Source organism: Microbacterium sp. UBA3486, from assembly GCF_002377845.1.
Classification (GTDB): Bacteria; Actinomycetota; Actinomycetes; order Actinomycetales; family Microbacteriaceae; genus Microbacterium; species Microbacterium maritypicum_A.
Genome location: NZ_DFQP01000009.1, coordinates 1 through 26,386 on the forward strand (window position 1 = coordinate 1; position 26,386 = coordinate 26,386).

At 68.9% G+C, this 26,386-nt stretch carries 30 protein-coding genes; 14 read left to right on the forward strand and 16 right to left on the reverse strand.

Going from position 1 to position 26,386, the window contains the following annotated elements:
- The 11 genes from B2869_RS00820 to B2869_RS00870 form a co-directional block, all read right to left on the reverse strand.
- A partial coding sequence (locus B2869_RS00820) for a hypothetical protein (protein ID WP_292761556.1) occupies positions 1-221 on the reverse strand: 221 nt, incomplete at its 3' end.
- Complete coding sequence (gene fliG, locus B2869_RS00825) at positions 211-1,215, reverse strand: flagellar motor switch protein FliG (protein WP_029258622.1); 1,005 nt, start codon at positions 1,213-1,215, stop codon at positions 211-213. The genes B2869_RS00820 and fliG, both read right to left, overlap by 11 nt.
- On the reverse strand, positions 1,212-2,834 hold the full coding sequence (gene fliF, locus B2869_RS00830) for a flagellar basal-body MS-ring/collar protein FliF (protein WP_021198935.1): 1,623 nt from the start codon (positions 2,832-2,834) through the stop codon (positions 1,212-1,214). Before fliF ends, fliG begins: the two co-directional genes overlap by 4 nt.
- Positions 2,834-3,139: a flagellar hook-basal body complex protein FliE gene (gene fliE / locus B2869_RS00835; RefSeq protein ID WP_029258621.1), complete on the reverse strand. Its 306-nt coding sequence runs from the start codon at positions 3,137-3,139 to the stop codon at positions 2,834-2,836. Before fliE ends, fliF begins: the two co-directional genes overlap by 1 nt.
- Complete coding sequence (locus B2869_RS00840) at positions 3,139-3,531, reverse strand: flagellar basal body rod protein FlgC (RefSeq protein WP_021198933.1); 393 nt, start codon at positions 3,529-3,531, stop codon at positions 3,139-3,141. Before B2869_RS00840 ends, fliE begins: the two co-directional genes overlap by 1 nt.
- Positions 3,528-3,869, reverse strand: coding sequence for a flagellar basal body rod protein FlgB (locus tag B2869_RS00845; protein WP_021198932.1), 342 nt, complete (start codon positions 3,867-3,869; stop codon positions 3,528-3,530). The genes B2869_RS00840 and B2869_RS00845 overlap by 4 nt, the downstream gene beginning before the upstream one ends.
- A gap of 112 nt (positions 3,870-3,981) precedes the next feature.
- On the reverse strand, positions 3,982-4,278 hold the full coding sequence (locus tag B2869_RS00850) for a hypothetical protein (protein ID WP_029258620.1): 297 nt from the start codon (positions 4,276-4,278) through the stop codon (positions 3,982-3,984).
- Positions 4,275-4,661: a flagellar export chaperone FliS gene (gene fliS / locus B2869_RS00855; RefSeq protein WP_029258619.1), complete on the reverse strand. Its 387-nt coding sequence runs from the start codon at positions 4,659-4,661 to the stop codon at positions 4,275-4,277. Before fliS ends, B2869_RS00850 begins: the two co-directional genes overlap by 4 nt.
- Positions 4,662-4,663: 2 nt before the next feature.
- Positions 4,664-6,052, reverse strand: coding sequence for a flagellar filament capping protein FliD (fliD, locus tag B2869_RS00860; protein WP_167253255.1), 1,389 nt, complete (start codon positions 6,050-6,052; stop codon positions 4,664-4,666).
- 69 nt (positions 6,053-6,121) lie between these two features.
- Positions 6,122-6,952 carry a flagellin gene (locus B2869_RS00865; protein ID WP_021198928.1) on the reverse strand — a complete coding sequence of 277 codons (831 nt, stop codon included), beginning with the start codon at positions 6,950-6,952 and terminating at the stop codon, positions 6,122-6,124.
- A 108-nt stretch (positions 6,953-7,060) separates the two neighbouring features.
- Positions 7,061-7,861 (reverse strand): sigma-70 family RNA polymerase sigma factor, encoded by an 801-nt coding sequence (locus tag B2869_RS00870; RefSeq protein WP_029267007.1) that lies wholly within the window; start codon positions 7,859-7,861, stop codon positions 7,061-7,063.
- Positions 7,862-8,057: 196 nt separating this feature from the next.
- On the opposite strand from B2869_RS00870, the gene B2869_RS00875 reads away from it, so the two are divergent.
- From B2869_RS00875 to B2869_RS00920, 10 genes are read left to right on the forward strand one after another with little or no spacing between them, the layout of a single operon-like run.
- Positions 8,058-8,540, forward strand: coding sequence for a flagellar protein FlgN (locus tag B2869_RS00875; protein ID WP_021198926.1), 483 nt, complete (start codon positions 8,058-8,060; stop codon positions 8,538-8,540).
- A gap of 13 nt (positions 8,541-8,553) precedes the next feature.
- Positions 8,554-9,963: a flagellar hook-associated protein FlgK gene (gene flgK / locus B2869_RS00880; RefSeq protein WP_021198925.1), complete on the forward strand. Its 1,410-nt coding sequence runs from the start codon at positions 8,554-8,556 to the stop codon at positions 9,961-9,963.
- A gap of 13 nt (positions 9,964-9,976) precedes the next feature.
- Positions 9,977-10,858: a flagellin gene (locus B2869_RS00885; protein WP_029258616.1), complete on the forward strand. Its 882-nt coding sequence runs from the start codon at positions 9,977-9,979 to the stop codon at positions 10,856-10,858.
- Complete coding sequence (locus tag B2869_RS00890) at positions 10,855-11,226, forward strand: flagellar assembly protein FliW (RefSeq protein WP_021198923.1); 372 nt, start codon at positions 10,855-10,857, stop codon at positions 11,224-11,226. The genes B2869_RS00885 and B2869_RS00890 overlap by 4 nt, the downstream gene beginning before the upstream one ends.
- 59 nt (positions 11,227-11,285) lie before the next feature.
- On the forward strand, positions 11,286-11,909 hold the full coding sequence (gene tsaB / locus B2869_RS00895) for a tRNA (adenosine(37)-N6)-threonylcarbamoyltransferase complex dimerization subunit type 1 TsaB (protein ID WP_292761594.1): 624 nt from the start codon (positions 11,286-11,288) through the stop codon (positions 11,907-11,909).
- Positions 11,906-12,394 carry a ribosomal protein S18-alanine N-acetyltransferase gene (gene rimI / locus B2869_RS00900; RefSeq protein WP_292761596.1) on the forward strand — a complete coding sequence of 163 codons (489 nt, stop codon included), beginning with the start codon at positions 11,906-11,908 and terminating at the stop codon, positions 12,392-12,394. The genes tsaB and rimI overlap by 4 nt, the downstream gene beginning before the upstream one ends.
- Positions 12,391-13,458, forward strand: a complete 1,068-nt coding sequence (tsaD, locus tag B2869_RS00905) for a tRNA (adenosine(37)-N6)-threonylcarbamoyltransferase complex transferase subunit TsaD (protein WP_292761599.1) — start codon at positions 12,391-12,393, stop codon at positions 13,456-13,458. Before rimI ends, tsaD begins: the two co-directional genes overlap by 4 nt.
- A complete protein-coding gene (locus B2869_RS00910) occupies positions 13,455-13,940 on the forward strand; it encodes a hypothetical protein (protein ID WP_029258611.1) in 486 nt (161 codons plus the stop codon). The genes tsaD and B2869_RS00910 overlap by 4 nt, the downstream gene beginning before the upstream one ends.
- Positions 13,941-13,943: 3 nt before the next feature.
- Entirely contained in the window at positions 13,944-15,017 is a 1,074-nt protein-coding gene (locus B2869_RS00915; protein WP_292761602.1) for a hypothetical protein, read from the forward strand.
- Positions 15,001-16,194, forward strand: a complete 1,194-nt coding sequence (locus tag B2869_RS00920; protein WP_292761605.1) for a hypothetical protein — start codon at positions 15,001-15,003, stop codon at positions 16,192-16,194. Before B2869_RS00915 ends, B2869_RS00920 begins: the two co-directional genes overlap by 17 nt.
- Positions 16,195-16,201: 7 nt before the next feature.
- Here the strand turns inward: B2869_RS00920 and B2869_RS00925 are convergent, their stop codons facing one another.
- The gene (locus tag B2869_RS00925) at positions 16,202-17,407 is read right to left on the reverse strand and encodes a class I SAM-dependent methyltransferase (RefSeq protein ID WP_029258609.1); all 1,206 of its coding nucleotides are present in this window, start codon (positions 17,405-17,407) and stop codon (positions 16,202-16,204) included.
- Positions 17,408-17,565: 158 nt separating this feature from the next.
- On the opposite strand from B2869_RS00925, the gene groES reads away from it, so the two are divergent.
- From groES to B2869_RS00940, 3 genes are all read left to right on the forward strand, one after another.
- Positions 17,566-17,862, forward strand: coding sequence for a co-chaperone GroES (gene groES, locus B2869_RS00930; RefSeq protein WP_017203655.1), 297 nt, complete (start codon positions 17,566-17,568; stop codon positions 17,860-17,862).
- Between the two features lie 178 nt (positions 17,863-18,040).
- Positions 18,041-18,970: an EamA family transporter RarD gene (gene rarD / locus B2869_RS00935; RefSeq protein WP_292761648.1), complete on the forward strand. Its 930-nt coding sequence runs from the start codon at positions 18,041-18,043 to the stop codon at positions 18,968-18,970.
- A gap of 144 nt (positions 18,971-19,114) precedes the next feature.
- The gene (locus B2869_RS00940) at positions 19,115-20,371 is read left to right on the forward strand and encodes an ABC transporter substrate-binding protein (RefSeq protein ID WP_021198914.1); all 1,257 of its coding nucleotides are present in this window, start codon (positions 19,115-19,117) and stop codon (positions 20,369-20,371) included.
- A gap of 92 nt (positions 20,372-20,463) precedes the next feature.
- Here B2869_RS00940 and B2869_RS00945 read toward each other — a convergent pair whose 3' ends face one another.
- The 4 genes from B2869_RS00945 to B2869_RS00960 all read right to left on the reverse strand — a co-directional run bounded on the left by B2869_RS00945 (position 20,464) and on the right by B2869_RS00960 (position 24,536).
- Positions 20,464-21,237, reverse strand: coding sequence for an ABC transporter ATP-binding protein (locus tag B2869_RS00945; protein ID WP_029258607.1), 774 nt, complete (start codon positions 21,235-21,237; stop codon positions 20,464-20,466).
- Entirely contained in the window at positions 21,234-22,202 is a 969-nt protein-coding gene (locus tag B2869_RS00950) for an ABC transporter ATP-binding protein (RefSeq protein ID WP_051668050.1), read from the reverse strand. The genes B2869_RS00945 and B2869_RS00950 overlap by 4 nt, the downstream gene beginning before the upstream one ends.
- A gap of 67 nt (positions 22,203-22,269) precedes the next feature.
- Positions 22,270-23,247, reverse strand: coding sequence for a branched-chain amino acid ABC transporter permease (locus tag B2869_RS00955; RefSeq protein ID WP_021198911.1), 978 nt, complete (start codon positions 23,245-23,247; stop codon positions 22,270-22,272).
- Positions 23,248-23,252: 5 nt separating this feature from the next.
- Entirely contained in the window at positions 23,253-24,536 is a 1,284-nt protein-coding gene (locus B2869_RS00960; protein ID WP_036331559.1) for a branched-chain amino acid ABC transporter permease, read from the reverse strand.
- A 317-nt stretch (positions 24,537-24,853) separates the two neighbouring features.
- On the opposite strand from B2869_RS00960, the gene guaB reads away from it, so the two are divergent.
- Complete coding sequence (gene guaB / locus B2869_RS00965; protein WP_021198909.1) at positions 24,854-26,356, forward strand: IMP dehydrogenase; 1,503 nt, start codon at positions 24,854-24,856, stop codon at positions 26,354-26,356.
- Positions 26,357-26,386 lie beyond the last annotated feature (30 nt).

A 26,386-nucleotide genomic window follows, 5' to 3' on the forward strand; every position in this document is an offset into this window, starting at 1 on the left:
ACGGCGACCGCGCGCGCGACCTCTCCGGCTTCGACCGCCTCACGGGCGGCCCATGCCTCCTCCGCCACGCGCTGTGCCGCCTCCGCCTCGGCGCGGCCGGCGCGAAAGCCTTCCGCGTGTCCGTCGGCATAGCCGCGCATCTTCGCCCTGGCATGTTCCTCTCCGCTCCCGCGTCCGTCGAGACGCGGGAACAGCACCGGAGAGAAGGCGTCAGTAGACATACTCGTCCTCGTCCGCGCGCTGCACGGTGATGTCGCCGGCCGCCTCGAGCGCGCGGATCGTGCGCACGATCTCGGCTCTGGCCTCCTCCACCTGGGACACACGCACCGGGCCGAGGGTGCGGGCTTCCTCGTCGAGGTTCTCCCTGTTCCGTTCGGAGACGTTGCGCCGGATGAGGTCGGCGATGGGCTGGTGCGCACCCTTCAGCGCGAGGGCGAGCGAGCGGATGTCCATGCCCCGCAGCACGCGCTGCGTGTCGCGGTCGTCGAGCTTGACGATGTCGGCGAAGGTGAACATGCGCGAGCGGATGTCCTCCGCGAGGGCACTGTCCCTGTCCTCGATGCTCGCCAGCAGCGCCTTCTCGACCGTCGCCCCGGAGCGGGCGATGATCTCGACGAGCGGTTCCACACCGCCGAGCACTTCGGGGGTGTCGCGTGCGGCGAACGTCCCGGTCCGCGCCTTGAGCGCATCCGCCACGATCGCGATGGCCTCCTGCGATGCGGTTCCCATCGTCGCGATCGCATGCGCGACATCGGTGCGGGTGGGGTCGGGAAGGGCGGCCAGCACCGCGGCGGCGCGGTCGGTCGGCAGGTGGGCGAGCACCAGGGCGACGGTCTGCGGGAGCTCGCCGTCCAGAAGGGTCGCCAGCTGCGCGGGGTCGGCGGATCCGAGGAACTCGAAGGACGACGTCATCGAGGAGGAACCGACTCTGCCGAGCACGGCGGCGGCACGTTCGGCGCCGAACGTCGCCTCCAGCAATCCTGCGGCGATGTCGCGGCCGCCACGGGCGGGCGGCAGGTGGCCCGAGGCGATCCGGTGGAACTGTCCGAGAGCCTGCGCGGTGGTCGCCGCATCGAGGTTCTGCAGGTCGATGATCTCGGCGGCGACGGCCTCCGCCTCGGATTCGGAGAGGTGCTTCATCACCTCGATCGCCTGCGCGCGATCGAGGTTCATCAGCACGACCGCCGCCGTCTGCCTGTCGGTCAGTCCGGTCATACCTGCTGCCTGTCGTCGATGAGGGTCCGCAGCAGGTCGGCCGTGCGCTTCGGGTCCTGCCGGGTGAGGGAGTCGATCTCGGCGCGGCGGCGCTCGAGGCTGACCTGCGCGGGTTCCGGGTCGGGCTCCGGCTCCGGGTCGGGAGTCGTCTCGAGGAAGGCGAGCGGAGTGGTCGGCGCCTGGTCGATCGCCGCGGTGGCGCCGGCATCGAGGACGGTGAGCGCGGGCGGGCGCTCGCCGAAGAGCTGGTCGAACTCGGTGTCGGCGCTGCTGCGTCGGCGTGCACGGATGATGAGGGCGGCGAGGCCGGCGAGCAGGGGGATGGCGATGGCGGCGGCGATGATGATCGTGTTCAGCAGCGCGGCCTGACGTGCGGCCCCCTCGGCGTCCTTCGCGGCCTGGAGCGCGGCCTGCGCCGCTTCGGAGCTGGTCTGGTTGAACGAGACGAGCTCGACCGCGATCGAGTCTCCGCGCTCGGTGTCGATACCGGCGGCGCTCTCGACGAGGTCGCTCAGCTGAGCGGTGCTCAGGTCACCGCCCGCACCCGCGTCGACCGCGACCGAGACCGACTGGCGCAGCAGCGATCCGGCGGGAGTGGACGTGCTCTGCGTGCTCTTGTTGACGGCGTTGGTCTTCGAGGTCTCGGTGGACTCGGAGGTTCCGTCGCCGTCGGCGGACGGGACGGCGATGTTGTCGGGGCCGAGCACGCCGGCGTTCGAGCTCGAGCCGTTCTGCCGGTCGGTCCTGGTCTGCTCCGTGAGCGGGGGAGCGCCTTCGGCCGGGGTGTAGGTCTCTTCGACGCGCTCGTTGACCGAGTGGTCGATCTCGGCGACGACGGTCACCTTGGCGTTGCCGGGCCCGACGACGGTGTCGAGCATCTGCTGCACGTTCGCGGTGACCCGCGCCTCGTAGTCGCTGGCCTGCTGGTCGATGCCGCCGGTGGTCCCGACGCCCGCGGCGGAGAGGGTCTGTCCGCTCTGGTCCACGACGGCGACGTTCTCGGGCTTCATGCCGCTGACCGCGGCAGAGGTCAGGTGCACGATCGCCTCGACCTGCTTCGGCGACAGCGTCGAGCTGCCGGAGGTCTCCACGAAGACGGAGGCGGTGGGATCGACGGTCTCCGAGACGAAGACGCTCTCCTCGGGGATCGCGAGCTGCACCGATGCGGCGGTCACACCCTTAATCGAGGAGATCGTCGCGGCGAGCTCGCCCTCGATGGCCCGTTTGAAGGTCACCGACTGCTGGAACTCGCTCGTCGTGACGCCCATCTTGTCCAGCAGCGAGTATCCGCCGGAGCTGGTGCCGGGGAGCCCCGCCGACGCGGCGGCGAGCCGCTGGTCGTAGACGTCCTTCTCGGGGACGAGGACGGTCGCTCCTCCGTCGGCGAGTTCGTACGGCACCGATGACGACCGCAGCTGTTCGACCACGGCGTTCGCGTCGGAGGCGCTCATGCCGGAGAACAGCGGCGTGTACGTCGGGCGGCTGAGCCAGCTGGAGAGCGCGACGATGCCGAGGGCGAGCACGGCGACGCCGATGATGGCGATCGTGCGCTGGGCGAGCGAGAAGCCCGCGATCACGCGTCCGATGCGCTGGAACACGTTCGTGACGGCCTGGGGCATCAGGCTTGCATCCGCATGATCTCGTTGAACGCGTCGACACCCTTGTTGCGCACGGCGGCGACGAGTTCGAGGGTCACGGATGCGCGCGAGGACGCGATCATCGCGGAGTGGATGTCGTCGAGGTCGCCGGTGACGGCCGCGACTTTGAGCTTGTCGGACTCGGACTGCAGCGAACGCAGCTCGTCGATGGCCCCGGTCACGCTGCTCGCGAAGGCGGTGTCGTCGGCGGCCTTGGTCGTCGCGGGGGCGGGCGGGGCGAGCGTGAAACCGGAGGAGATGGCTTCGATGCCGGGGAGTGAGGCCATCAGCTGCGTCCGATCTGGAGGGCGGATTCGTAGGAGTTGCGTGCGCGGTCGACGATGGCCGCACTCGCCTGGTAGCCGCGCTGGGCGAGGATGAGCTGGCTCATCTGGTCACCCAGGTCGATGTCGGGGTAGCGCACGTAGCCGTCCGCGTCCGCGAGGGGATGGTCGGGCTGATGGACGAGGCGTCCCTGCGCGCTGCCCTGCGCGGTTCCGGCCACGTACACGCCCGGGGACTGATCGCTCGTCTGGGCGAGGATGTACCTGGCGCGAAAGGCCGCCCCGTTGCTGGGGGCGGCGGTGTTGATGTTGGCGATGTTGTCGCTGATGGCGTCGAGCCACTTGCGGTGCACGGTCAGGCCGGTGCCGGCGATGCCGATGGCGTCGAAGGTCATGAGGTCCTCATCGCGGTGCGCATCGACGTGAACGATCCGTTCACGGCCTGCGTCGCGAACTGATAGCGCAGCATCGTGTCGATGCTGGACAGGGTTTCGGTGTCGAGGTTGACGTTGTTGCCGTTCAGGCGCGTGGGCTCGAGCGAGGTGCCGACCGTCGCGCCGACCCGTCCGTCGCCGGCATCGATCGAGCGGGCGAGCGCCTCTTCGAACTGCACGCGCTTGGCGTGATAGTTCGGGGTGTTGATGTTGGCGATGTTGTCGGAGATCGCGCGCTGGCGCTGCGCGAGGCCGTCGAGCGCACTCGTCAGTGCGTTGATGGTCACAGAATCGAACACGAACCGGCTCCCCGTGTGTGGCTGGTATGGCCGATCCATGGCCGAGTCTTGCGAGCCATCCGTGCTCGCCCTGCTCTATCGGCAGGGTCGTCCGCGATGTTAGGAAGCGGTTTCACCCGTCGACGTCGAGGTAGGCGGGCTCTTCGGGACGGCGCGTGCTCGGGATGCGGCTCACGGCGCCGAGATGCCGACGCATGCCGTCGAGGTCGGAACGGGCACGGTCCATCGCTGAGCGCTGGAGGTCGATCACCCGCCGGGCGTGGTCGGCGAGAGAAGGGGGAAGCGGCGTGCGCGGCGGCGTCCATGGGGCGAGGGTGGCCTCGGCGGCGGCACCGGGGGCGGCGTCGAGGATCTGCTCGGCCTCCTGCTCGAGTCGGTCGAGCAGCGAGGTCCACTCTTCCACGCTCACGCCCGCGCCTCGGCCACCGTGCGCGCGGCCTCGTGCCAGGCGTCGCGCAGGGGGGAGATGATCTCGTGGCAGGCGTGCGTGCGCTCGGGATCGCGACCGATGTTGGCCCCGATGAGCGTCTGCGACAGGAACACGTACAGCGAGCGCAGACCCGCACTGCCGTTCCAGTCGTCGGTGAGCGACGAGGACAGTTCCGAGACGATCGCCTGCGCGTGCTGCAGCTGGGCGTTCGCCTCCTCCCAGTCCTCGGCGCGCTGGGCGACCTCTCCGCGTTCGATGTCGAGCAGGAGGCGGTCGTAGAGCATCGTGACGAGACGCTCGGGCGGTGCCGACAGCACGGCGTCGTCACGGTAGCGCTGCTGGGCGCGCAGGGCGGCGTTCATGCTCACTTCCCGGAGTTCGAGCTCGAGCCCGGCAGGGCGGCGATCTGGGACGACAGGTACGAGGACTGCGACTGCAGCTGCGACAGCATGACCTCGAGGCGGGCGTAGGTGCGCTCGAGAGTGGACTTGCGCTGCGCGAGGCGGACGTCCCAGCGTTCCATCTGCTCGCCGAGACCCTTCACCTCGCTCTCCTGGCCGGTGATGCGCGTGGTGAGCAGGCCGTCGTACTTGTCGGAGTAGACCTTCGAGGTGTCCTGCACCCGCGAGGCGATGTCGGAGAACAGCCCGGCGACCGCGTCGGGGTCCTTCGCGAGTGCCTCGGCGAACTTCTTCTCGTCGAAGCTGAGCACGCCGTACATGTCGGTCGAGATGCCGATAGACGACGGGGAGACGCCGTTCACGGGGTGCTGCACCGCGTCGGCGAGGGCCGTGCGGAGTCCTCGGACCGCGCTGTCGCCGGTGAAGACGCCCAGTGTGGTCTTGTCGCCCTGCTTGGCGGCGACGGTCGCCTTCGAGCCGTTGTCGATGCGGGTCAGGATGTCCTTGACGGCGGCGATGAAGTCGGCGGACGCCTTGGTGCGTGCCGCGGTGTCGACGGCGACGCCGATGGTGACGGGGGCCGCGGAGACGGCGGAGACGGTCACGTCGACGCCGTCGAACAGGTCGGTGAACGTGTTGCTCGACGACGTCAGCACCTGCTCGGCGCTGGTGCCCGCCCACAGCCGCACCTGCGCATCGGCGCCGACGTCGATGACGGCTGCTCCTGCTTCGGTGGAGATGTCGGAGGCGGTGCCCGCAGCGACCGCCGCGGTGTCTCCGCGATAGGCGCGGAACTGTCCGGCTTCCCCGGAATCGGCGGCACGCAGCTGCAGGCGGTGCATGGGGTTGCCGTCGGCGTCGCGTCCGGCGGGAACGGCCGCGGCGACGATGCCGAAGCCCGCTTCGTTCACGGCCCGCGCGACATCCTGCATGGACGAGGAGTCGGCCGTGACCTGCACGCGCTCGCCCTTCGCGTTCTCGAGGGTGATCACGGGCGGGTCGACGGGCCAGCCGTTGGAGGCGGCCGAGACGATGGTGTGGTTCTTGGCGACCTTGTCGACGACGATGTCGGCCGCGAGCGGCGCTGCGCCCTCGCGGGTGGCGACGGTGACCGTGGGAGAGGACGACGTGGTGGTGAAGCGGGCCAGCCCGTCGCGCGTCGCGGCCTTCTCCGCCGCCGTGGCGAGGTTCTGCACGGCGGTGTTCAGTGTCCGCAGCTGGGTGACGATGCCGTTCTTGTCATCCATCTTCGCCTTGAGCAGCGAACGGGGGATGGCCGCGACATCCATCAGCGCCTTGATGACCTCGGTGGTCTTCAGGCCGGAGACGAGGCCGTCGAGCGAGAGGGACATGGTCGCCTTTCCAGGTCGGGAGCGGACAGGGTCCGGGCGCCGGTGGGCGCCCGGACCCTATGGCATGGTTCAGCGCAGGAGCTGGAGCACGCCCTGGTTGGCCTGGTTGGCCTGGGCCAGCATCGCCGTACCTGCCTGGGACAGGATGTTCTTCGACGTGAACTTGACCATCTCGGACGCCATGTCGGTGTCGCGGATACGGCTCTCGGCAGCGGCGAGGTTCTCCGCCGACACGTTGAGGCTGTTGATGGTCGACTCGAAGCGGTTCTGCAGCGCACCGTAGCCGGCACGTGCGGTCGAGACCGCCTGGATCTGCGTGTCGATGCCCGCCAGTGCGGTACCGTACGTCGCCGCGTCCGTCATGGTCGCCGCGAGCGTCTTGATGTCGGCACCGAGGGTGGCGAAGTCGGTCAGGGCGACCGAGATCTGGTCCTCGGCGGCGACGGAGCCCGCACCGACCTGGAACGTCAGCGTGTCGCCACCCGAGAGCAGCTTGATGCCGTTGAAGTTCGTGCTGCCGGCGATCCGGGTGAGCTCATCACCGAGGGTGTTGATCTCCTTCTGGATCGCGTCGCGCGACTTCGCGTTGTTCGAGTCGTTCGCACCCTGAGCGGTCAGGTCGCGAACGCGCTGCAGGATCGAGTGGACCTCGGTCAGGGCGCCTTCCGCGGTCTGGATGACCGAGATGCCGTCCTGGGCGTTGCGTGCCGCGACGTTCAGACCGTTGACCTGCGAACGCAGGCCCTCGGAGATCGCGAGGCCTGCAGCGTCGTCGGCCGCGCGGTTGATGCGGAAGCCGCTGGACAGCTTCTCGAGCGACTTCGACAGGTCGTTCTGGGTGTTGGACAGGTTGCGGTAGGCGTTGAGGGCCGACACGTTCGTGCTGATCTGCATACCCATAAGGGTTCTCCTCCGTGAATGGTGTTGTGCGGGAGACCATCCGTGGTCTCCCGGTCACACCTATCGGCGGAGGGGACGCGGGCGTTAGCCGTGCGTATGGGAATCGACTCAGGCGGGTGCCGGATCGCGGAAGACCCCGGCGATCCGGGAACCCGCGACGTCGGCGATCCGTGTGAAGTAGGCATCGCGGGCGCCGGCGGAGACCCGCGTCGTGGTGGTCGGTGCGGTCCCTTCGGCGAAGAACCGATCCAGGGCGTCGCGCAACAACCGGATCGCCTCCGATCGCTGCTGCGACACGGCCGAGTGCGTCACGCCCAGCTCTTCGGCGATCTCCTTGACCGGACGCTCGTCGAAGTAGACGGCCTGCACGATCCGGCGCATCCGCTCGGGAAGGGCGGCGACGGCCTGTTCGAGCACCTCGCGCCGTTCCCCGACCAGAGCGGATTCCTCGGGGAGGGGGATGTCGGCGGCGACGTCCCGGGCCGAGGGATCGTCGATGGTGGTGAGCGTCCTGGCGGCATCGCCGAGCGCTTCGATGACGACCTCCTTCGGAACGCCCATCGCCGTGGCGACCTCGGTCGCCGTGGCGGTCCGGCCGAGACCGGCGGTCAGGGTCTCGCGGACGGCGACGGTCTCCTTGATGCGTTTGCGGATGCCCCGGGAGGCCCAGTCCATCGAGCGCATCTCGTCGGCGAAGGCGCCGAGGATGCGACGACGGGCATAGGCGCCGAAGGGCACTCCGAGCTCGGGGTCGAAGGCCTCGGCCGCGGTCACGAGCGCGAGCGCTCCGACGGCGGCGAGCTCGTCGCGGGGGATGTGGGTGGCACGGGCATGAGTCTCGGCGGCGAGGTATCCGACCAGAGGGAGGTTGCTCTCGATGAGCAGATTGCGCTCAGCGCGCGACGACATGGGGGATGATCCACCTCTCTGGATGCACTCCGGAAGTTCCGAGGAGATGAACAGATGCATATATCACACTTCTCGTGATCTGTACATGGGGAGAACTGTCCATCGCCGTTCCACATAGTAACGTTAGGCGAGCGCCGGCCGATAGTGACCTTTGGCCGCGTTGTCAGGCGGGGCGATCACTGGGGAAAAGGGGATCATGGGAGCCAACGAACTATCGATACAGCTGTGGCGCGAGCGCGAACTGCTCGAGATGCTGCTCTTCAAACTCGATGAGCAGCAGTTGCTGCTCGCCGCCGGAAGATCCCAATGGATCCAGTTTGCCGCGCGCGAGATCGATCAGGTACTCGACAGGCTGCGTGGCGCGGGGCTCGCCCGCACCGTCGAGGTCGCGACGGTCGCCGAGGAGTGGGGAGCTCCCGACGCGACGACCATCCGCGAACTGATCGCGCACGCCCCCGAAGGCGCATGGCAGGAGGTCTTCGCCGACCACCTGCGCGCGCTCACGAAGCTCGCCGCCGAGGTCGAGCAGATGCGCGACGCCAACGCCGAGCAGCTCAGCGGCGTGCTCCGCGCGACGCAGGAGACCATCGCCGCACTCGGACACGACACCGGCGAGTACACGACCAAAGGTGACCGCGCACGCGACGACGCTGCGCGCATCATCGACACCGAGATGTGACCGAGAGGGGATCATGTCGACCTTCAGTGGACTGAACACGGCGGCCAGCGGATTGGCCGCCGCCCGGCGCGGCATGGACGTGGTCGGGCAGAACATCGCCAACCAGAAGACCGAGGGATACACGCGCCAGCGCGTGACGACCTCCGCGGTCGCCGCGATCGCGCAGACCGGCCGTTTCAGCGTCGGCGCCCTCCCGGGGCACGGCGTGTCCATCGACGGGGTGGCGCGACTGGGTGACGCTCTTCTCGACGCCAGGGTGCGTGACGCCCTAGGTGCCTCCGGGTACTGGTCCACCCGGGCCGTGGCCGCGACCACGATCGAGGCGTCGCTGGCCGAGCCGACCGCGAACGGACTCGCGGCGCGGCTGTCGAAGTTCTGGTCGGGCTGGCAGGATCTCGCGAACACCCCGGATTCAGGTGCGGCGGCGTCGAGCATCCTCGAATCGGCGAAGGAGCTCGCCTCGCACATCGCCGGCGGGTATCGCAACGTCGCCACGCAATGGAGCAACGCCCGCGACTCCGCGGATCGCACGGTCTCGCAGGTGAACGCGACTGCCGACCAGATCGCGGTGCTCAACGACGAGATCCGCGACGCGCTCGCCTCCGGTCGCTCGGCGAACGAGCTGATGGATCAGCGCAGCGTCCTCGCGCAGAACGTGGCGAGGATGTCCGGGGCGGCGGCGACGATCGAGGCCGACGGCACGATGACGGTCCGCCTCGGTGGCAACGCACTGGTCTCGGGTTCCGACGCCCGCCATCTCGTGCTGACGGGCCCGGCCTCGATCGACTCCGGTCAGCGCTTCAGCCTTTCCTGGGCGTCCGCACCCGATCTCCCCGTGTCGATCGACGGCGGTGAGCTCGGCGCCTCGCTCTCGGTTCTGGCACCCGCGGCCGACGGCGGCATGCTCGCCGGACTCGCGGCCACCTACGACACGGTGGCGACGGCCCTCGCCGACGCGATGAACGCGCAGCACCGGGCGGGCGTCACCTCCACGGGCCAGGCCGGCGGCGACTTCTTCACCCTCCCCGCCACCGGATCGGCAGCGCTCGGTCTGAAGGTCGCGGTCGGATCCGCCTCCGAACTGGCGCTCGCCGCCCCGGGGTCGGGGGCGTTGGACGCGACGAACGCCGACCTGATCTCCCAGATCGGCCGGCGGGCCGGCTCTCCCGATGCGATCTGGTCCGATCAGGTCACCCGGTTCGGCGTCGCGACGGCCGCCGACGTGCAGCGCGCCAAGCTCTCCGATTCCGCTGCGGTCGCCGCGGTCGGCGCACAGCAGTCGGTCGCGGCTGTCGACGGCGACGAGGAGACGATCAGCCTGCTCACCTACCAGACCGCCTACCAGGCCGCAGCCCGCGTGATGACCGCGGTGGATGAGGCGCTCGACGTGCTCATCAACCGCACGGGTCTCGTCGGACGCTGAGCGAAGGAGCACCGTGATCTCTCGAGTGACGTCATCCGCGATGACGCAGACGGCCATGCGCCAGCTGCAGTCCAACCTCTCCGAGCTGGCGCGTCTGCAGGAGCAGGCGACGTCCCAGCGCGCGTTCGCCGCCCCATCCGACGATCCGGCAGCCGCGGCAGCCGCACTCGCACTGCATGCCGAGCAGCGCCGCACCGAGCAGTATGCCCGCAACATCGACGACGGCCTGGCATGGGTCACCGCCGCCGACACGGCCATCACCGCGAGCACGGCCCTGCTGGGGCGCGTCCGCGACCTCACCGCCCAGGGAGCGAACGACGGTGCGCTCGACGCCACCGCCAAGGAGGCCCTCGCCGTCGAGCTCGAGGGCATCCGCAAAGAGCTCCTCTCCCAGGCCAACACCCGGCTGCTCGGACGCTCCGTGTTCGCCGGTACCTCCGACACCGCGGCCTTCGCTGCCGATTACAGTCACAGCGGGGTGCCCGGAGCCGAGGTCACCCGACGGGTGTCGGACGCGGCATCCGTCCGCGTCGACACCGACGGCGCCGCCGTGTACGGCACCGGAGACGACTCGGTCTTCGCCCTCGTCGACAAGATCGTCGCCGACCTCCGATCCGGCACGAACGTCGGTCCCCGTCTCGGCGAGATCGACGGTCGCCGTACGGCCATGCTCGCGGTGCAGGGCTCCGTCGGCACCAGACAGGCTCAGATCGAACGCGCCAAGGAGGCGGCAGTGCAGAATTCCGTGTCCCTCGAGTCCCGCAGGACGGCGGTGGAGGACGTCGATTCGATCGAGGTGCTCGTGCGCCTGCAGGCACAGGAGCTCGTGTACCGCTCGGCGCTCGCCGTGAATGCGCGCGTCCTCCAGCCCTCGCTCATGGACTTCCTCCGATGACCGCCGCACTGACCTTCCTCGCCCCGCCGCCGGGACTCGCCCCCCACGTCGACTTCGCGCTCGCACCCGTCGACGGATCCGACGGGCTCTTCTCGATGCGCGCCGTCGACGACTCCGCCTTGCGCCTCTACCTCGTCGATCCCCGGAGCGTCCTGAGCGAGTACGCGCCGACCCTGACCGACGAGCAGGCGGAGGGGCTTGCGCTGGGATCGCCGGATGACGCGCTGATCCTCGTGGTCGCCCATCCGTCCGCTGAGGGCGTGAGCGTGAACCTCCTCGCCCCGGTGATCGTCAACCGGACGACGGGAGCCGCATCGCAGGTGATCCTCGAGGATCAGGACTACCCGCTGCGCGCCCCGCTCGGCTGACCCCGGACCTGGGCTCCCGTCGGCCGCTCTCCTCAGGGGACGGCGGCTAATCTGGAGTCGTGATCCTTGCCGTCGATACTTCCCTGGGCACGGCTGTCGCCCTCATCGATGCCGACGGGACGCGTCGCGCCGAAGCCGGTGCCGTCGACCCGCTCGGCCATGCCGAGGTCATCGGCGACCTCCTCGTCCGTGCTCTCCACGAGGCGGGCGATGCCCAGATCACCCACGTGGTCGCGGGCATGGGACCCGGTCCCTTCACCGGGCTGCGCATCGGCATCGCCGCAGCGCGCACCTTCGCCCTCGGGCGCGGACTGCCGGTGATCCCCGTTCCCAGCCATCTCGCGGCAGCACTCACTGCTCTCGAGGCCGACGCCGCGACCGTACCGTTCGCGATCGTGACGGACGCCCGCCGCCGCGAGGTCGCCATCACCGTGTTCCACGGCCTCGACGACGACGGCATCCCGGTGACCGTCTCCGACACCGTGCTCGTGCGGGCCACAGAGGCCGACGCGCACCTCGACGGCATCCGACGTATCGATGTGGCGACGCTCTCGGGGACGGATCTGGCGCGGGTCGGCGCACGCGCGCTCGCGGCCGGTCGCACCCTCACCGGCGACGAGCCTCTCTACATGCGTCACCCCGACGTCACGCTCCCCGGCGCCCCGAAGAAGGTGGGCACATGACGCTTCGCCACGCCACCGTCGAAGACCTCGACGCGATCATGGCGATCGAGAACCGGTCGTTCCCGTCGGACGCCTGGAGCTCGGAGACCATGGCCGCCGAGCTGGCGAGCCCGCACGGACGGTACCTGGTCGACGAGCATGAGGGGGCGGTGGTCGGGTACGGCGGGGTGCGCGCCCTGCAGGGAAGCGTCGACGCCGACGTCCAGACCATCGCGTTGCTCGCCGAGTACCGCGGCCAGGGGCGGGGCAGGACGCTGCTGCGTGCGCTGCTCGCGGCGGCCTCGGAGCGTGGTGCGCGCGAGATCTTCCTCGAGGTGAGGGCCGACAACCCCTCTGCCGAGGGGCTCTACCTGGCCGAGGGTTTCGAAGAGATCGCCCGCCGCCCGCATTACTATCAGCCCGACGACGTCGACGCGATCGTGATGCGTCGAGAACTGCAAGGTCACCCGGTGCCGGGCACCACGGCCGAGGAGGCGAAGTCATGAGCGAACCGCTGGTCCTCGGCATCGAGACGAGCTGCGACGAGACGGGCATCGGCATCGTACGCGGACGTACCCTGCTCTCGAACACCATCGCCTCGAGCATGGACGAGCACGCGCGATACGGCGGCGTCGTGCCCGAGGTCGCCGCCCGAGCGCACCTCGAGGCGCTGCAGCCGGCCATCGACGCGGCACTCGCCGAGGCCGATGTGCGCCTGGACGACGTCGACGCGGTCGCCGTCACGAGCGGCCCTGGGCTCGCCGGGGCCCTGATGGTCGGCGTCGGCGCGGCGAAGGGCCTGGCGGTCTCGCTCGACAAGCCCCTGTACGCGGTGAACCATCTGGTCGGGCACATCGCCGCCGACATCCTCACCGCCGACTCCGCTCCGCTCGAATATCCGACCGTCGCGCTGCTCGTGTCCGGAGGACACACCTCGCTGCTGCATGTGCGCGACCTCACCACCGACGTCGAGCTGCTGGGGGAGACGATGGACGACGCGGCGGGAGAGGCCTTCGACAAGGTCGCCCGCCTGCTCTCGCTGCCGTATCCCGGCGGACCGGAGATCGACCGCGCAGCGGCCGACGGCGACCCGAACGCGATCCGGTTCCCCCGCGGGCTGTCCCGTGCCTCCGACCTGGCGAAGCACCGCTACGACTTCTCGTTCTCGGGGCTGAAGACCGCGGTGGCCCGTTGGGTCGAGCGCTGTGAAGCCGAGGGGGTCGACGTCCCGGTCGCCGATGTCGCTGCGAGCTTCCGGGAAGCGGTGGTGGACGTTCTGGTCACGAAGGCGCTGGCCGCCTGCGCCGACCTCGGTGTGCCGCGGCTGCTCCTCGGAGGCGGCGTGATCGCCAACCGGCGTCTGCGTGAGGTCGCTCTGGAACGGGCCGGAGCCGCGGGGGTCACGGTGCGCATTCCGCCACTGTCCCTGTGCACCGACAACGGCGCGATGATCGCGGCGCTCGCCGCCGAGCTGATCTCGTCCGGCCGCCGTCCGTCCACCCTGGACTTCGGTGCGGACTCGACGCTTCCCGTGACCGAGATCCAGATCGCGGAGGCGGTGTCGGCATGAGCGACGTTTCCGGCTCTCCCGAGGCGACACCCTCGACGACGCCGGCGGCGCGCATCGAACGTCCCAGCGGCGAGGTCGAGCATCCGGCCGGGAACGCTCGTCTGCCCGGCGCCCGCCGTGACGGCTACACCAAGATGCCGACCGGGCCTGTCGGCATCGAACCGGTCGTCGCGACCGGTCCGGACATCGATGCGCCCGATGACACGGAGTGGGAGCCGTCGACGGGATCCGTGCCGATCGACGACACCCGTCTCGCTCCCTGGGCGCTGTTGGCCGCGATCGTGGCTCTCGGGGCATCGTTCTTCGTCGGCTGGGGCATCCCCGTCGCGGTGGTCTCGGTGATCGCGGCGATCATGTCGCTGCGTCGCCCTGTCGAGAGCCGGGCGATCGCGCGGTGGGCGCTCGTGCTCGGTCTCTGCGCGACGGTCTACAGCCTGGGCTGGCTGGTCTGGGCCGGCATGCAGTTCGAGAGACTCGGCTGACCGGTGCTGGACGCGGCGGAGCTCGAGGAACTGCGCTCCCTGCAGGCGCGGGCTTATGGGCGTGAAGCGTCCCTCACCGACGCCGATGCCGTTCGACTGCGTGAGCTGGAAGGCCGCAGGGTCATGCCGGCACCTGCACCCGCACCTGCACCCGCACCAGAGGACCAGGATGCCGCCGACCCCGATGCGACGCCGCTCACCGCACGGGCAGCCGCGGCCGAGGACGGTGAGCTCGGTGCCGGCGGTGGTGCCGGCGGTGCGGAGCCGCCCGTATCGTCACCTCTGCGGGCGCACCGGCGCCTTCTCACCCTGGCGGCGGTGGCTGTCCTCGTGGTGGGGCTGGGGGTCGGCTGGCTCGCATTCGGCAGGGCCGGGGTCGTGTCCGTCGAGTTGACCGCGCAGCAGCAGGATTGGCAGAGCGCGCTGGTCGAGAGCGGAGAGTACGACGCGGGGTCGGTCCGTGCCCTCGCCGTGGAGGAAGGCGCCGTCATCTGGACCGCCACGAAGGAGGAGCGCGAGCGCACCTGTCTGATCCTGCGCGCCGGAGAGGTCGTGGTGCCGAGCTGCGAGCGTACCGTCGCCGTCGAAGAGGCCGGGCTCTACGGGGTCGTCAACGTGCGAGGGAGCGCCGACACGCAGCGCCAGGTCGCCGCCCAGATGCTGTTCGCGCCTTCCGGCGAGCCCGCCGTCGCCGTCACCACCTACGACCGAGACACCGGGCTCGGCGGCATCACGTACGCCGACGAGGAGGAGTCGCGGATCGCGGAGCGTCTCGTGGGCGAGGGTTTCCAGGGCGACTCGCTCTGGGTGGTGGGCTATGACGGTGACGTGCCGGTGTGGACGGCGACCCGGCTCGAATCACAGAACCAGTGCCTCATCCACGGCGGGTCGACGCCGGACTCCCCGATGATCTGCGCCGATCCCGAGACGATGCAGGACCAGGCCTCGAGCCTGGTCCTCAACATCGCCGACGTCGACACCGGCGACGTGACGCATCTGGAGCTGGCCTCGAGCCAGAGGCCGTCCTTTCTCGTCATCACACGCGAAGGAGGCGTGACCGGTGCCGGGGGAGGGTGAGGCCGGGGAGCTGCGCGCATTGCAGCAGCGGGCGTACGGTCGCGACGGGGCGTTGACCGAGGCGGAGTCGGAGCGACTCGCCGCGCTCGAAGCAGCGCGTCGCGCATCGCGCGTCATCGCGGAGGCGGGGGAACCGCGGGAGCTCGTTCCCGCCGAGCCCTCGCATCCGATCGGCGGACGGGCGGAGGACGCAGAGGCATCCGCGCCTCGGGCCCAGGGCGCGGTGGAGACCCTGGACCAGCCGCAGAAGCAGCCGCAGCCGCAGCCGTCCAGCGAGCCGGAGACCCTCGCCGGCTCGCTGCGGCAGCATGCGGCGAAGGTCCTCATCGTCGCGGCGATGCTGCTCCTCGCCGGCGTCGCTGCCGGATGGGCCCTGTTCTCGCCACGGGTCGAAGGGATTCCGCTCACAGCCGAGCAGCAGGAGCGTCGTGCCGCGCTCCAGGCCGACCCCGACGTGTTCGACCCCGGATCCGTCCGAGCTGTCGCACAGAGCGACGTGGCTCTCGCCTGGTATGCGACTCAGGACGACGGGAAGAGCCGGTGCCTGGTCCTGGATGTCGGCTCCCAGTCGCATACGGCCTGTCTTCCGCAGGCGCAGATCAGCGGTGGACTCTCGGCATCGTTGCCCGTGCCGGCCGAAGCCGGAGGGGAGCAGGAGGAAGGCGCGAGCGAAGTCGTGAACGCCACCCTGGCCATCTCCACCACAGGCGAGCCGATGGTGGCCCTCCAACGATGGGGCATGGCCTCCTCGGTCCTCGGGTGGTTCGAGGGTGCGGAGCGAGAACGTGCCGAAGCGCTGGTCGAGGACGGGTACGAGCTCGGCCTTTCGCTCCTCGGTCGATTCCGCGGGGGCGACGTCTGGGTCGCCGACCGCATCACCGAAGAAGGCTCGACCGAGAGGTGCCTGATCGTCGATGCCGAAGGCGCGGTGTCGTGCTCACCCTTCGAGACGGCGCTGCGAGATGGACTCGGCGTACAGGTCGTCGATGCCGATCCGGAGGGCGCCGTGTCGCAGGTGGTGCTGCTCGAACTGCGGTACACGTCGCAGCAGACGCCCTATCTGACCATCACCGACGCGCCGGTGACCGGCGCGGAGCCGGGGGATACCGTCCGGGTCGACGCGCCTCCCGGTGACCCCATCGTGGTCGAGCCGCCGGGTCGCGACGCGGAGCGTTGAGCGGGGGTCAGTTCGCTGCGGGCACCCGGTCGGCGAGGATCGCGCGGCGCTGATCGCCGATGCGGGCCAGGATGAGTGTCGCCTCCTGGTCCCCACGCAGCGTGAGCTTCTTGCGGAACGCGGCGGGATCGACGTCGACTCCGCGCTTCTTGATCTCCAGGCGCCCGATGCCCTGCGCCTGCAGGGCGGCGTTGATCGCCTTGGGATGGGCCGGGAGGGTCTCGCGCACCCGGAAGGACTGCACGAAAGGACTCGTCAACGCCGCGTCGGAGGTCAGATAGGCGATGTGCTCGTCGAGCATTCCCGCCTCCAGGCTCCGGGCGACCTCGCCGATCAGCCGCGCACGGATCACGGCGCCGTCCGGTTCGTGCACGAATGCGCCGAGCTCGCGCACGGGTTCATCGGGGGCGTCCGCCGGCGCCGTCAGCTCGTGCGAGCGCTCGTCGCGGATCACGAGGGCCGCACGCCGCACCCCTTCCCGGGCGAGCGCGCCGCTCCAGACGACCAGTTCGACCACGCTGCCGTCGGCGCTGACCCACTGCGCCTCGGCGTCGTCCGGCAGGGCGTCGCGGTCGTGTGCCGGTCCGAGCTTGATACCGGTCGGATGGTGAGCCGCCACCTCGAATGCCCAGTCCAGCGAGGGGGAGTAGTCGTCGGCCGAGACGCGTCGGGTCTCGCTGTGACCCGAAGTGCGTCTGGCCGGGTCCATCCAGACCGCGCTCCCCGGGTCCAGCGACGAGAAGGCGTCTTCGGCCGTGCGATGGTCGACGACCGCGCTGTCGCCGAACGGGGCCAGATTGTAGGCGGCGATCGCCGAGGTCACCTCGTCGGCGTCGACGGCGCGCACATCGAGTCCGGCGCCGGCGAAGGCCAGGGCGTCACCGCCGATTCCGCAGCCGAGGTCGGCGACACGGGTGAAACCGGCGTGACGGATCCGCTGCGCATGCCGGGCTGCGACGCCCAGCCTCGTCGCCTGCTCCAGCCCCGCGCGGGTGAACAGCATGCGTGCGGCGAAGGGCCCGAACTTCGCGGTGGCCCTGGAGCGCAGGCGGGCCTGGCCGACGACGGCGGAGACCAGCTCGGGGGAGTGGTCGCCCGCGCGCAGCCGCGAGACGGTGCGGGCGACATCGGCGGTCGATTCGATGGGCCCGACCGCGTCGAGCAGTTCGAGACCGGCGGGGGTCAGCAGGGCGCGCAGCTCGGACATCTCCACCCGCTCAGCCTAATTGCCCGTGCGAGTCGTCGAACTGCGGCGCGCACTGGCACTCGCATTGCGTGAGTGCCAGCCGAGCGCCTAGACTGGATTAGCACTCTCGGGTTGAGAGTGCGAACAAGTCTTTCGTGTCAGCGTCAAGAAAGAAGAGGTAGACCGTGTCGGTTTCCATCAAGCCGCTCGAGGACCGCATCGTCATCAAGCAGGTCGAGGCCGAGCAGACCACCGCGAGTGGCCTGGTCATCCCCGACACCGCCAAGGAGAAGCCCCAGGAGGGCGAGGTCGTGGCGGTCGGCCCCGGCCGCATCGACGACAACGGCAACCGTGTTCCGCTCGACGTCGCCGTCGGCGACCGCGTGCTCTACAGCAAGTACGGCGGCACCGAGGTGAAGTTCGGCGCAGACGAGTTCCTCGTCCTGTCGGCCCGCGACGTCCTGGCGGTCGTCGTCCGCTGATCTGCGGAACCTGATTCCCGTCTCTCCTGAGGGGCGGGCAAGGTCATCGAAGGGGCCCGGATGCGTATCGCATCCGGGCCCCTTCTGCATCCGCCAGCGAGCGTCCGATTCCTGCCGAACTGCGATCGACGGGCCGGCGGCGCCGTTCGCGACGTCGCCGCGGGCATAGGGTTGTGCGGTGCCACCACAGACCACACGCGCCACGCAGACCGCCGGCGTCGCCTACGCCGGTGGGGCCTACCTCCTCTGGGGCGTGCTTCCCCTCTACTTCCTCCTTCTGGTGCCGACGGGGCCGTGGGAGGTCGTCGCCTGGCGCGTCCTGCTGTCGTTCGTCTTCTGCCTCCTGCTGCTCACGGTCATGCGCGGCTGGGCGGCGTTCGGCGTCATCATCCGGCAACCCCGGCTGCTGGGCTGGACGGCGCTCGCCGGGCTGCTGATCTACGTCAACTGGCAGGTGTTCCTGATCGGAACCCTCAGCGGCAACGTCGTCGAGACGAGTCTGGGCTACTTCATCAACCCCATCACGACCGTGCTGCTCGGCGTCTTCGTGCTGAAGGAGCGCATCCGTCGATTGCAGTGGGCAGCGATCGGCATCGCCGCGATCGCCGTCATCGTGATCGTCGTCGCCTACGGGGAGTTCCCGTGGATCGCGCTGTCACTCACCGCGTCCTTCGGGGTCTACGGACTCATCAAGAAGAAGATCGGCCCTGCCGTCGATGCGGTCAGCGGTCTGACACTGGAGTCGTTCTGGCTGATCCCCATCGCGGTGGTGCAGCTGATCGTCGTCGCACAGACCACGGGGATCACGATGGGGACGAACGGTTGGGCGCATGCGCTGCTGCTGGCCTTCGCCGGTGTCGCCACGGCCGTCCCGCTGCTGCTCTTCGCCGCGGGGACCCGACGCATCAACCTCACCGTGATCGGCATGATCCAGTTCATCACCCCCGTGATGCAGTTCCTCATCGGCGTCCTGGTGCTGCATGAGCCGATGCCGGCCGAACGCTGGGCGGGCTTCATCATCGTGTGGATCGCGATCGGCGTCTTCATCGTCGACCTGCTGCTCGCCGCGCGTCGGGGGCGCAGGATTCCCCGGGCCGAACCCGCCTGATCCCCGGATTCATCCGCAGAGGGACCGGGTGTCGGATCGTTAACGCACCGAGATACTTGCGACCCCTGTGCGCGGGACTCACGCCCTAGTGTTAGAGCACCCGATTGTGGCCACAATCCACGTTCAGTTACGCAAGGGAGCATCATGAACGCATTGAAGGGCTCGCGCACAGCGAAGGTCTTCGCCGGGATCGCACTGATCAGTGCATCCGCCATCGTCATCGCCGGCTGCAGCAGCACTCCGAGCTCGGAGAGCGGCGGCAGCGACAAGCCCGCCGCCGATCTGACGCTCAAGCTCGGTTCGCTGCTTCCGCAGACGGGTTCGCTGGCGTTTCTCGGCCCGCCCATGGAGTCCGGTGTCGGGCTCGCCGTCCAGGAGGTCAACGACGCCGCCGCCGGCGTCACGATCGACCTGACGGCCGAAGACGAGGGCGACACCGACACCAAGGCCTACGAGACGTCGATCACCAAGCTGCAGGGCGCGGGCGTCTCCGCCATCGTCGGCGCCGCGGCGTCGGGCGTCTCCAAGCTCATCCTCGACGGCAACGTGAGCGCAGGCATCCTGCAGATCTCGGCGTCGAACACGTCGCCCGACTTCACCACGTGGGATGACAACGGCCTGTACTTCCGCACCGCCCCCAGCGACCTGCTGCAGGGCGAGGTGCTCGGCAACCTGATCGCCGAGGACGGCGCGAAGACGCTCGGCATCATCTACCAGAACGACGCGTACGGCACCGGCCTCAACGACGCCATCACGAAGACGTTCGAGAGCACCGGCGGCGAGGTCGTCGAGTCGGTCTCGTTCAACGTGGGCGACGCGCAGTTCGACGCGCAGGTCGAGTCGATCAAGGCGCAGAACCCCGACGCGGTCGCGATCGTGTCGTTCGACCAGTTCAAGACCATCGCACCGCTGCTGGTGAACGCCGGCATCTCGGCCGACAAGTTCTACATGGTCGACGGCAACCTGTCCGACTACGGCACGGAGATCCCGGTCTCGCTCGAGGGCGCGCAGGGAACCAAGGCCGGTCCTGCGCTCGCGGACGACTTCACCTCGCGTCTGCAGGACTACTGGACCGGCGAGGGCAACCCCGAGGTCAAGGACTTCACCTACGCGGCTGAGGCGTACGACGCCGTCATCCTCGTGGCTCTGGCGTCGCTGGCGGCGGGCTCCACCGAGGGCGCGGACATCGCGGCCAAGATGCAGGAGGTCTCGGGCGGTTCCGGCGACGGCAAGAAGTGCACCAGCTTCGCCGAGTGCGCCAAGATCATCAACGACGGCGGCACGGCCGACTACGACGGCTACTCCGGCGACATCACGTTCGATGAGGCCGGCGACCCGCAGGGCGCATCGATCGGCATCTACAAGTACGGTGCCGACAACATGATCACCCGCACCAACTGATCAGACGATCACATGACGAAGGCCCCGGATCCGATCCGGGGCCTTTGTCGTGTGATGTCCTGTCGTGGTGTCGCCGCGTCGATGTCGGCGGTTCAGGCCGCGTCGGTGCCGAGCGTTCCGAGGTAGAGACCGATCACCTTCGGATCGTTCAGCAGATCCCGCCCGGTGCCCTCGTGGGCATCCTTGCCCTGATCGAGCACATACCCGCGGTCGCAGATCTGCAGGCAGCGTCGGGCGTTCTGCTCCACCATGATCGTCGTGACGCCGGCCTTGTTGATGTCGGACACCCGGATGAACGCGTCATCCTGACGCACGGGGGAGAGGCCGGCCGACGGCTCGTCGAGCAGCAGCACCGACGGATCCATCATCAGCGCGCGCGACATCGCGACCATCTGCCGCTCGCCGCCGGAGAGGGAGCCTGCGCGCTGCTTGAGCCGCTTTCCCAGTTCGGCGAAGATGCCGGTCACGAACTCGAGCCGCTCCGTGTAGATCTTGGGGTTCTGGTAGAGCCCCATCTGCAGGTTCTCCTCGATCGAGAGAGAGGGGAAGACGTTGTTCGTCTGCGGCACGAAGGCGACTCCGCGCCGGACGAGCTTGTCGGCCTTCAGGCCCACGATGCTCTCGCCCTTCACCGTGATGTCGCCGCTGCGCACGTTCACCAGACCGAAGATGGCCTTCAGCAGGGTCGACTTGCCGGCGCCGTTCGGGCCGATGATCCCGATCAGTTCCCCCTGGCGGGCGATGAGGTTCGCACCGTTGAGGATGTTCACTCCGGGGAGGTACCCGGCATGGACATCGGTCAGCTCGACGACGACGTCGTCCTGCGGTATGGCCTGCGGTGCGTTCGTCGGCGTCTCCGCGCTCATGCGCTGCCCTTCCCCTCGGTCCCGGAGACCGGATCGCTCGCTTCGAGCTCGGCCTCCGCTTCTGCTTCGATCTTCTCGCGGAGTCTGATCGCCGCGGCGTCCTCGAGCACGGGGATGCGCCCGGTGACCGCTCCCAGGTCGAGGTCCTGATGCGCACCGAGGTAGGCATCGACGACCGCCGGGTTCTCCATGACCTCGTCGGGAGGCCCTTCCGCGACGACGCGGCCCTCGGCCATCACGATCACCCAGTCCGCGATGTGGCGGACCATGTGCATGTCGTGCTCGACGAAGAGCACGGTCATCCCCTGCTCCTTCAAGTCGAGGATGTGGTCGAGGAGCGACTGTGTGAGGGCGGGATTGACGCCGGCCATCGGCTCGTCGAGCATCACCAGCGTCGGATCGCTCATCAGCGCTCTGGCCATCTCGAGGAGCTTGCGCTGACCTCCCGAGAGCGATGCGGCGAAGTCCTTCTCCTTGGCGTCGAGCTTGAAGCGTGTCAGCAGTTCCCGCGCCTTGCCCTCGATCTCGGTGTCCTGTGCGCGCCAGAGGAAGGGGAACAGGCTCGACCAGAAGCCCTCGCCGCGCTGATGCGGAGCGCCGAGCTTCATGTTCTCGAGGACGGTCAGCAGCGAGAGCGACTTGGTCAGCTGGAACGTGCGCACCTGCCCCATCCTCGCCACCTTGAACGACGGCACTCCGGAGAGGCTGGTGCCGTCGAACGACCAGGTGCCGCTGTTGGGCTTGTCGAATCCGCAGAGCAGGTTGAAGAGCGTCGTCTTGCCCGCGCCGTTCGGGCCGATCAGAGCGGTGATCGCGCCACGGGGCACTTCGAGGTGATCGACGTCGACGGCGGTCAGGCCACCGAAACGACGCTGGACCGCGTCGACGACGAGGATCGGATCCACCTTGGCGACGCCGGGCTTGACCTCTCCCTTGGTCAGGCCGGTCGTCTTCGGGCGGCGGATGCTCCCCGTGGACGGCGCAGCCGTCGCGGCGTCATCGCCGGGGCCGGGGACCTGTTCGGGGGTCAGTTCATTTGACAAAGGTCATCTCCCTCTTGTCGCCGAGGATGCCCTGGGGGCGGAAGATCACGAGCAGCATGAGCGCGATGCCGACGAAGACGAACACCAGCGTCGATGCCTGGCTGTCGGACATCGGCAGCAGCCCTGCTTTCGCCATCGAGGGGAGCAGGTTGGCCATGAAGGCGAACACCACCCAGAACAGCACCGCACCCAGCGTGGGCCCGAACACCGTGGCCGCGCCGCCGAGAAGGAGGATGGTCCACAGGAAGAACGTCAGCGACGTCGAGTAGCTGCCGGGGACGACCGCGGAGGGGAGCACGAAGATGATCCCGCCCGCGGCGCCGATCACACCACCCACCACGAGCGCCTGCATCTTGTAGGCGAAGACGTTCTTGCCGAGCGAGCGCACCGCGTCCTCGTCCTCGCGGATGCCCTTGAGCACACGACCCCACGGGCTGCGCATCAGCGCCCACACCAGGAGGATGGCGACCGCCAGGACGATCACGCCGAAGACGCGGTTCCAGAGATCGTTCGCGCTGTACATCCAGGGGCCGAACCCGTAGGTGCCCGTGGGGATGGGGTTCGCATCGCGGAATCCGCCGTTGTACTGCGCGAGGCCGTCGGCGCTGTTGGTCCATTCGTCGAACAGCTGCGTCGTGAACAGGAGGCGGACGATCTCACCGGCCGCGATCGTCGCGATCGCGAGATAGTCGGCACGCAGGCGCAGCGTCGGGATGCCCAGGAGGACGGCGAAGAACGCGCCGCCGAGCAGACCGATGAGCATGCCGATCCACCAGGGCAGGCCGAAGCTCAGCACCGAGATGGCGTAGCCGTAGCCGCCGATGGCCATGAAGGCGGCCATGCCGAAGTTGAGCAGACCCGCGTATCCGAAGTGCACGGCGAGGCCGGTCGCCGCGAGGGCGTAGGCGATTGTGACCGGGCTGAACAGGTAGACGGCCGTGTTCGAGAAGATGCTTCCGAAGTCCATGGTGATCAGCCCAGCCTTTCCCTGCGTCCGAGCAGACCCTGCGGTCTCACGAGGAGGATGACGATGAGCACCACGAGGGCGCTCGCATACTTCAGGTCCGACGGGATCCAGAGGGTCGAGACCTCGACCGCGATGCCGACGATGAGGGAGCCGACGAGGGCGCCGAACGCCGTGCCGAGACCGCCCAGCGTGATGGCGGCGAAGATCAGCAGCAGCATCTGCATGCCCATGTCCCACTTCACACCCGGGCGGAAGTAGGCCCAGAGGATGCCGGAGATCGCGGCCAGTGTTCCGGAGAGGATCCAGACGTAGCGGATGACCCTGTCGACGTCGATGCCCGAGGCGGCGGCGAGCTGGGGGTTGTCGGAGATCGCTCGCGTCGCCTTGCCGATCCGCGTGCGTGTCAGGAAGAACGCCACCGCCAGGATCACGACGATGCTCACGCCCATCGCGATCATGTCGATGTACGACAGCGAGATCGGACCGAACTGGATCGGCGTGGGGCTGGCACCGGGGAGCTGGTACGTGCCTCCGCCGATGATGAACTGGAATGCGTAGCGCAGGGCCAGGGAGAGTCCGATGCTGACGATCATGAGCTGGACGACACCGAGCCCACGTCGCCGCAGCGGACGCCAGATCCCCGCATCCAGCGCCCAGCCGAACAGGCCACCGCCGATGACGGCCGCGACGATGCCGAGCCAGAGCGGGAGATGCCAGAACGTGGTCGTGACCAGGGCGACGAGACCGCCCCACGTCACCATCTCCGCGTGCGCGAAGTTCGACAACCGGGTGGTGCCGTAGATGAGCGCGGCACCCATCGAGGCGAGTGCGAGCAGGAGGCCGAAGTTCAGGCCGCCGACCAGTCGTGAGAGCAGCTGGTCGATGAAGGAGACCGTGACCCGCTGGCCCTCGCCGAGGAACAGATTCATGATCTTGGTCCCGGTGAGACCGAACTCGACCTCGAAGGAGGCTGTCGTCCCCGCGATCGGCTGCGTTCCCTCCGGCAACTGGGTCGCGTCGACGATCACACCCTCGGGCAGGGTCGACTCGTCGACCGTCAGGGTGTACTTCTCCTTCTCGGGCACGTAGAGACGCCATTTGCCTTCGGCGTCGGTCTCGGTCTCACCCTTGAAGCCCTTGCCCTCGATGGACATGACGACGCCTTCGACAGGTTGATCGTCGAAGGTGACGACACCGGCGAAGTAGAACTCCGTGACCTCCTGCCCGTCGTCCGTCGTCTCGGCCGAAGCCGATGAGGGGGGCAGGAACACGAACGCGGTGAGCGCCATGAGGATAGCGAGCAGCGCGACCACCCAGGGGCGCTTTCGCTGCACGGCGATTGTTGTGGGTCCCACGCAACCTCCACTTTGAGTGCTGTGTCTCCGCGGTGTCGGGTCGACCGCGGGGATGGACGACGCACTTGAGCGTAATGCGCGATCGGCGATTCGCCTACGGTCCCTGCCAACAGTCCGGTAACGACGGGGCTCTGGGAATGTTCTCGGGCGTGTCTCGCTTAGAATCTTCATACGGGCCGCGGCCCCGCACCGGCCGACGTCGACCACCCCCTCGCACTCGGACATGCGCGACTCGCGCAGAAGGAGAATCCATGGAACAGCACGATCCCTTCGGCTTCGTCGGACTGACGTACGATGACGTGCTGCTGCTCCCCGGGCACACCGACGTGATCCCCAGCGAGGCCGACACCTCGTCGCGGATCACGCGCCGCATCTCGGTCGCCACCCCGCTGCTGTCGAGCGCGATGGACACGGTCACCGAGTCCCGCATGGCGATCGCCATGGCCCGTGAGGGCGGCATCGGCATCCTGCACCGCAACCTCTCCATCGCCGACCAGGCCGCGCACGTCGACCGCGTCAAGCGCAGCGAGTCGGGCATGATCACCGACCCCATCACGACGACGCAGGATGCGACCGTCGAAGAAGTCGACAACCTCTGCGCGAAGTACCGCATCTCCGGTCTTCCGGTCGTCGACGACGAAGGAAAGCTGGTCGGAATCATCACGAACCGCGACATGCGGTTCGTCTCGGGCTTCGAGCGTCAGACCACCTTCGTCAAGGACGTCATGACGCGGGAGAACCTCGTGACCGCTCCCGTCGGCGTCGCCGCGGGCGAGGTCATCGCGCTGTTCGCCAAGCACCGTGTCGAGAAGCTGCCGCTCATCGACGGCGACGGCAAGCTCGCCGGCCTCATCACGATCAAGGACTTCGACAAGAGCGAGAAGTACCCGCTCGCCACCAAGGACGACCAGGGCCGCCTGCGCGTCGGTGCCGCCATCGGCTTCTTCGGCGATGCCTGGGAGCGTGCGGAGGCGCTGCGCGACGCCGGTGTCGACGTGCTCGTGGTCGACACCGCCAACGGGCAGTCGCAGGGCGTCATCGACCTCGTCCGCCGTCTCAAGGCCGACACCTCGTTCGAGCACATCGACATCATCGGCGGCAACGTCGCGACCCGCGAGGGCGCCCAAGCGCTGGTCGACGCGGGCGTCGACGCCGTCAAGGTCGGTGTCGGTCCCGGGTCCATCTGCACCACGCGCGTCGTCGCCGGTGTGGGCGTCCCCCAGGTCACCGCGGTCTACGAGGCGTCGCTCGCCGCGCGTCCCGCGGGGGTTCCGGTGATCGCCGACGGCGGGCTGCAGTACTCGGGTGACATCGCCAAGGCCCTGGTCGCCGGTGCCGATGCCGTGATGCTCGGCTCGCTCCTGGCCGGAACCGACGAGTCCCCGGGCGAGATCGTCTTCCAGTCCGGCAAGCAGTTCAAGCAGTACCGCGGAATGGGCTCGCTGGGCGCCATGCAGACCCGGGGCAAGCAGACCTCGTACTCCAAGGACCGCTACTTCCAGGCCGACGTCCCCAGCGACGACAAGCTGATCCCCGAGGGCATCGAGGGGCAGGTGCCGTACCGCGGCCCGCTCTCCGCCGTGGCCTATCAGCTGGTCGGGGGGCTGCGTCAGTCGATGTTCTATGTCGGCGCGCGCACCATCGAAGAGCTCAAGACGCGTGGCAAGTTCGTGCGCATCACCTCGGCGGGGCTCAAGGAGTCGCACCCGCACGACGTGCAGATCGTGGTCGAGGCGCCGAACTACAAGAAGTAGCCGCTACAGAAGACGAGAGGGACCGGATGC

Coding starts and splice junctions, on each gene's coding strand:
- fliG (WP_029258622.1), bottom strand. CDS start 1,215: ATGACCGGACTGACCGACAGGCAGACGGCGGCGGTCGTGCTGATGAAC.
- fliF (WP_021198935.1), bottom strand. CDS start 2,834: ATGCCCCAGGCCGTCACGAACGTGTTCCAGCGCATCGGACGCGTGATC.
- fliE (WP_029258621.1), bottom strand. CDS start 3,139: ATGGCCTCACTCCCCGGCATCGAAGCCATCTCCTCCGGTTTCACGCTC.
- B2869_RS00840 (WP_021198933.1), bottom strand. CDS start 3,531: ATGACCTTCGACGCCATCGGCATCGCCGGCACCGGCCTGACCGTGCAC.
- fliS (WP_029258619.1), bottom strand. CDS start 4,661: ATGAACGCCGCCCTGCGCGCCCAGCAGCGCTACCGTGACGACGCCGTG.
- fliD (WP_167253255.1), bottom strand. CDS start 6,052: ATGTCCCTCTCGCTCGACGGCCTCGTCTCCGGCCTGAAGACCACCGAG.
- B2869_RS00865 (WP_021198928.1), bottom strand. CDS start 6,952: ATGGGTATGCAGATCAGCACGAACGTGTCGGCCCTCAACGCCTACCGC.
- B2869_RS00870 (WP_029267007.1), bottom strand. CDS start 7,861: ATGTCGTCGCGCGCTGAGCGCAATCTGCTCATCGAGAGCAACCTCCCT.
- B2869_RS00875 (WP_021198926.1), top strand. CDS start 8,058: ATGGGAGCCAACGAACTATCGATACAGCTGTGGCGCGAGCGCGAACTG.
- flgK (WP_021198925.1), top strand. CDS start 8,554: ATGTCGACCTTCAGTGGACTGAACACGGCGGCCAGCGGATTGGCCGCC.
- B2869_RS00890 (WP_021198923.1), top strand. CDS start 10,855: ATGACCGCCGCACTGACCTTCCTCGCCCCGCCGCCGGGACTCGCCCCC.
- rimI (WP_292761596.1), top strand. CDS start 11,906: ATGACGCTTCGCCACGCCACCGTCGAAGACCTCGACGCGATCATGGCG.
- tsaD (WP_292761599.1), top strand. CDS start 12,391: ATGAGCGAACCGCTGGTCCTCGGCATCGAGACGAGCTGCGACGAGACG.
- B2869_RS00910 (WP_029258611.1), top strand. CDS start 13,455: ATGAGCGACGTTTCCGGCTCTCCCGAGGCGACACCCTCGACGACGCCG.
- B2869_RS00940 (WP_021198914.1), top strand. CDS start 19,115: ATGAACGCATTGAAGGGCTCGCGCACAGCGAAGGTCTTCGCCGGGATC.
- B2869_RS00945 (WP_029258607.1), bottom strand. CDS start 21,237: ATGAGCGCGGAGACGCCGACGAACGCACCGCAGGCCATACCGCAGGAC.
- B2869_RS00955 (WP_021198911.1), bottom strand. CDS start 23,247: ATGGACTTCGGAAGCATCTTCTCGAACACGGCCGTCTACCTGTTCAGC.
- B2869_RS00960 (WP_036331559.1), bottom strand. CDS start 24,536: ATGGCGCTCACCGCGTTCGTGTTCCTGCCCCCCTCATCGGCTTCGGCC.
- guaB (WP_021198909.1), top strand. CDS start 24,854: ATGGAACAGCACGATCCCTTCGGCTTCGTCGGACTGACGTACGATGAC.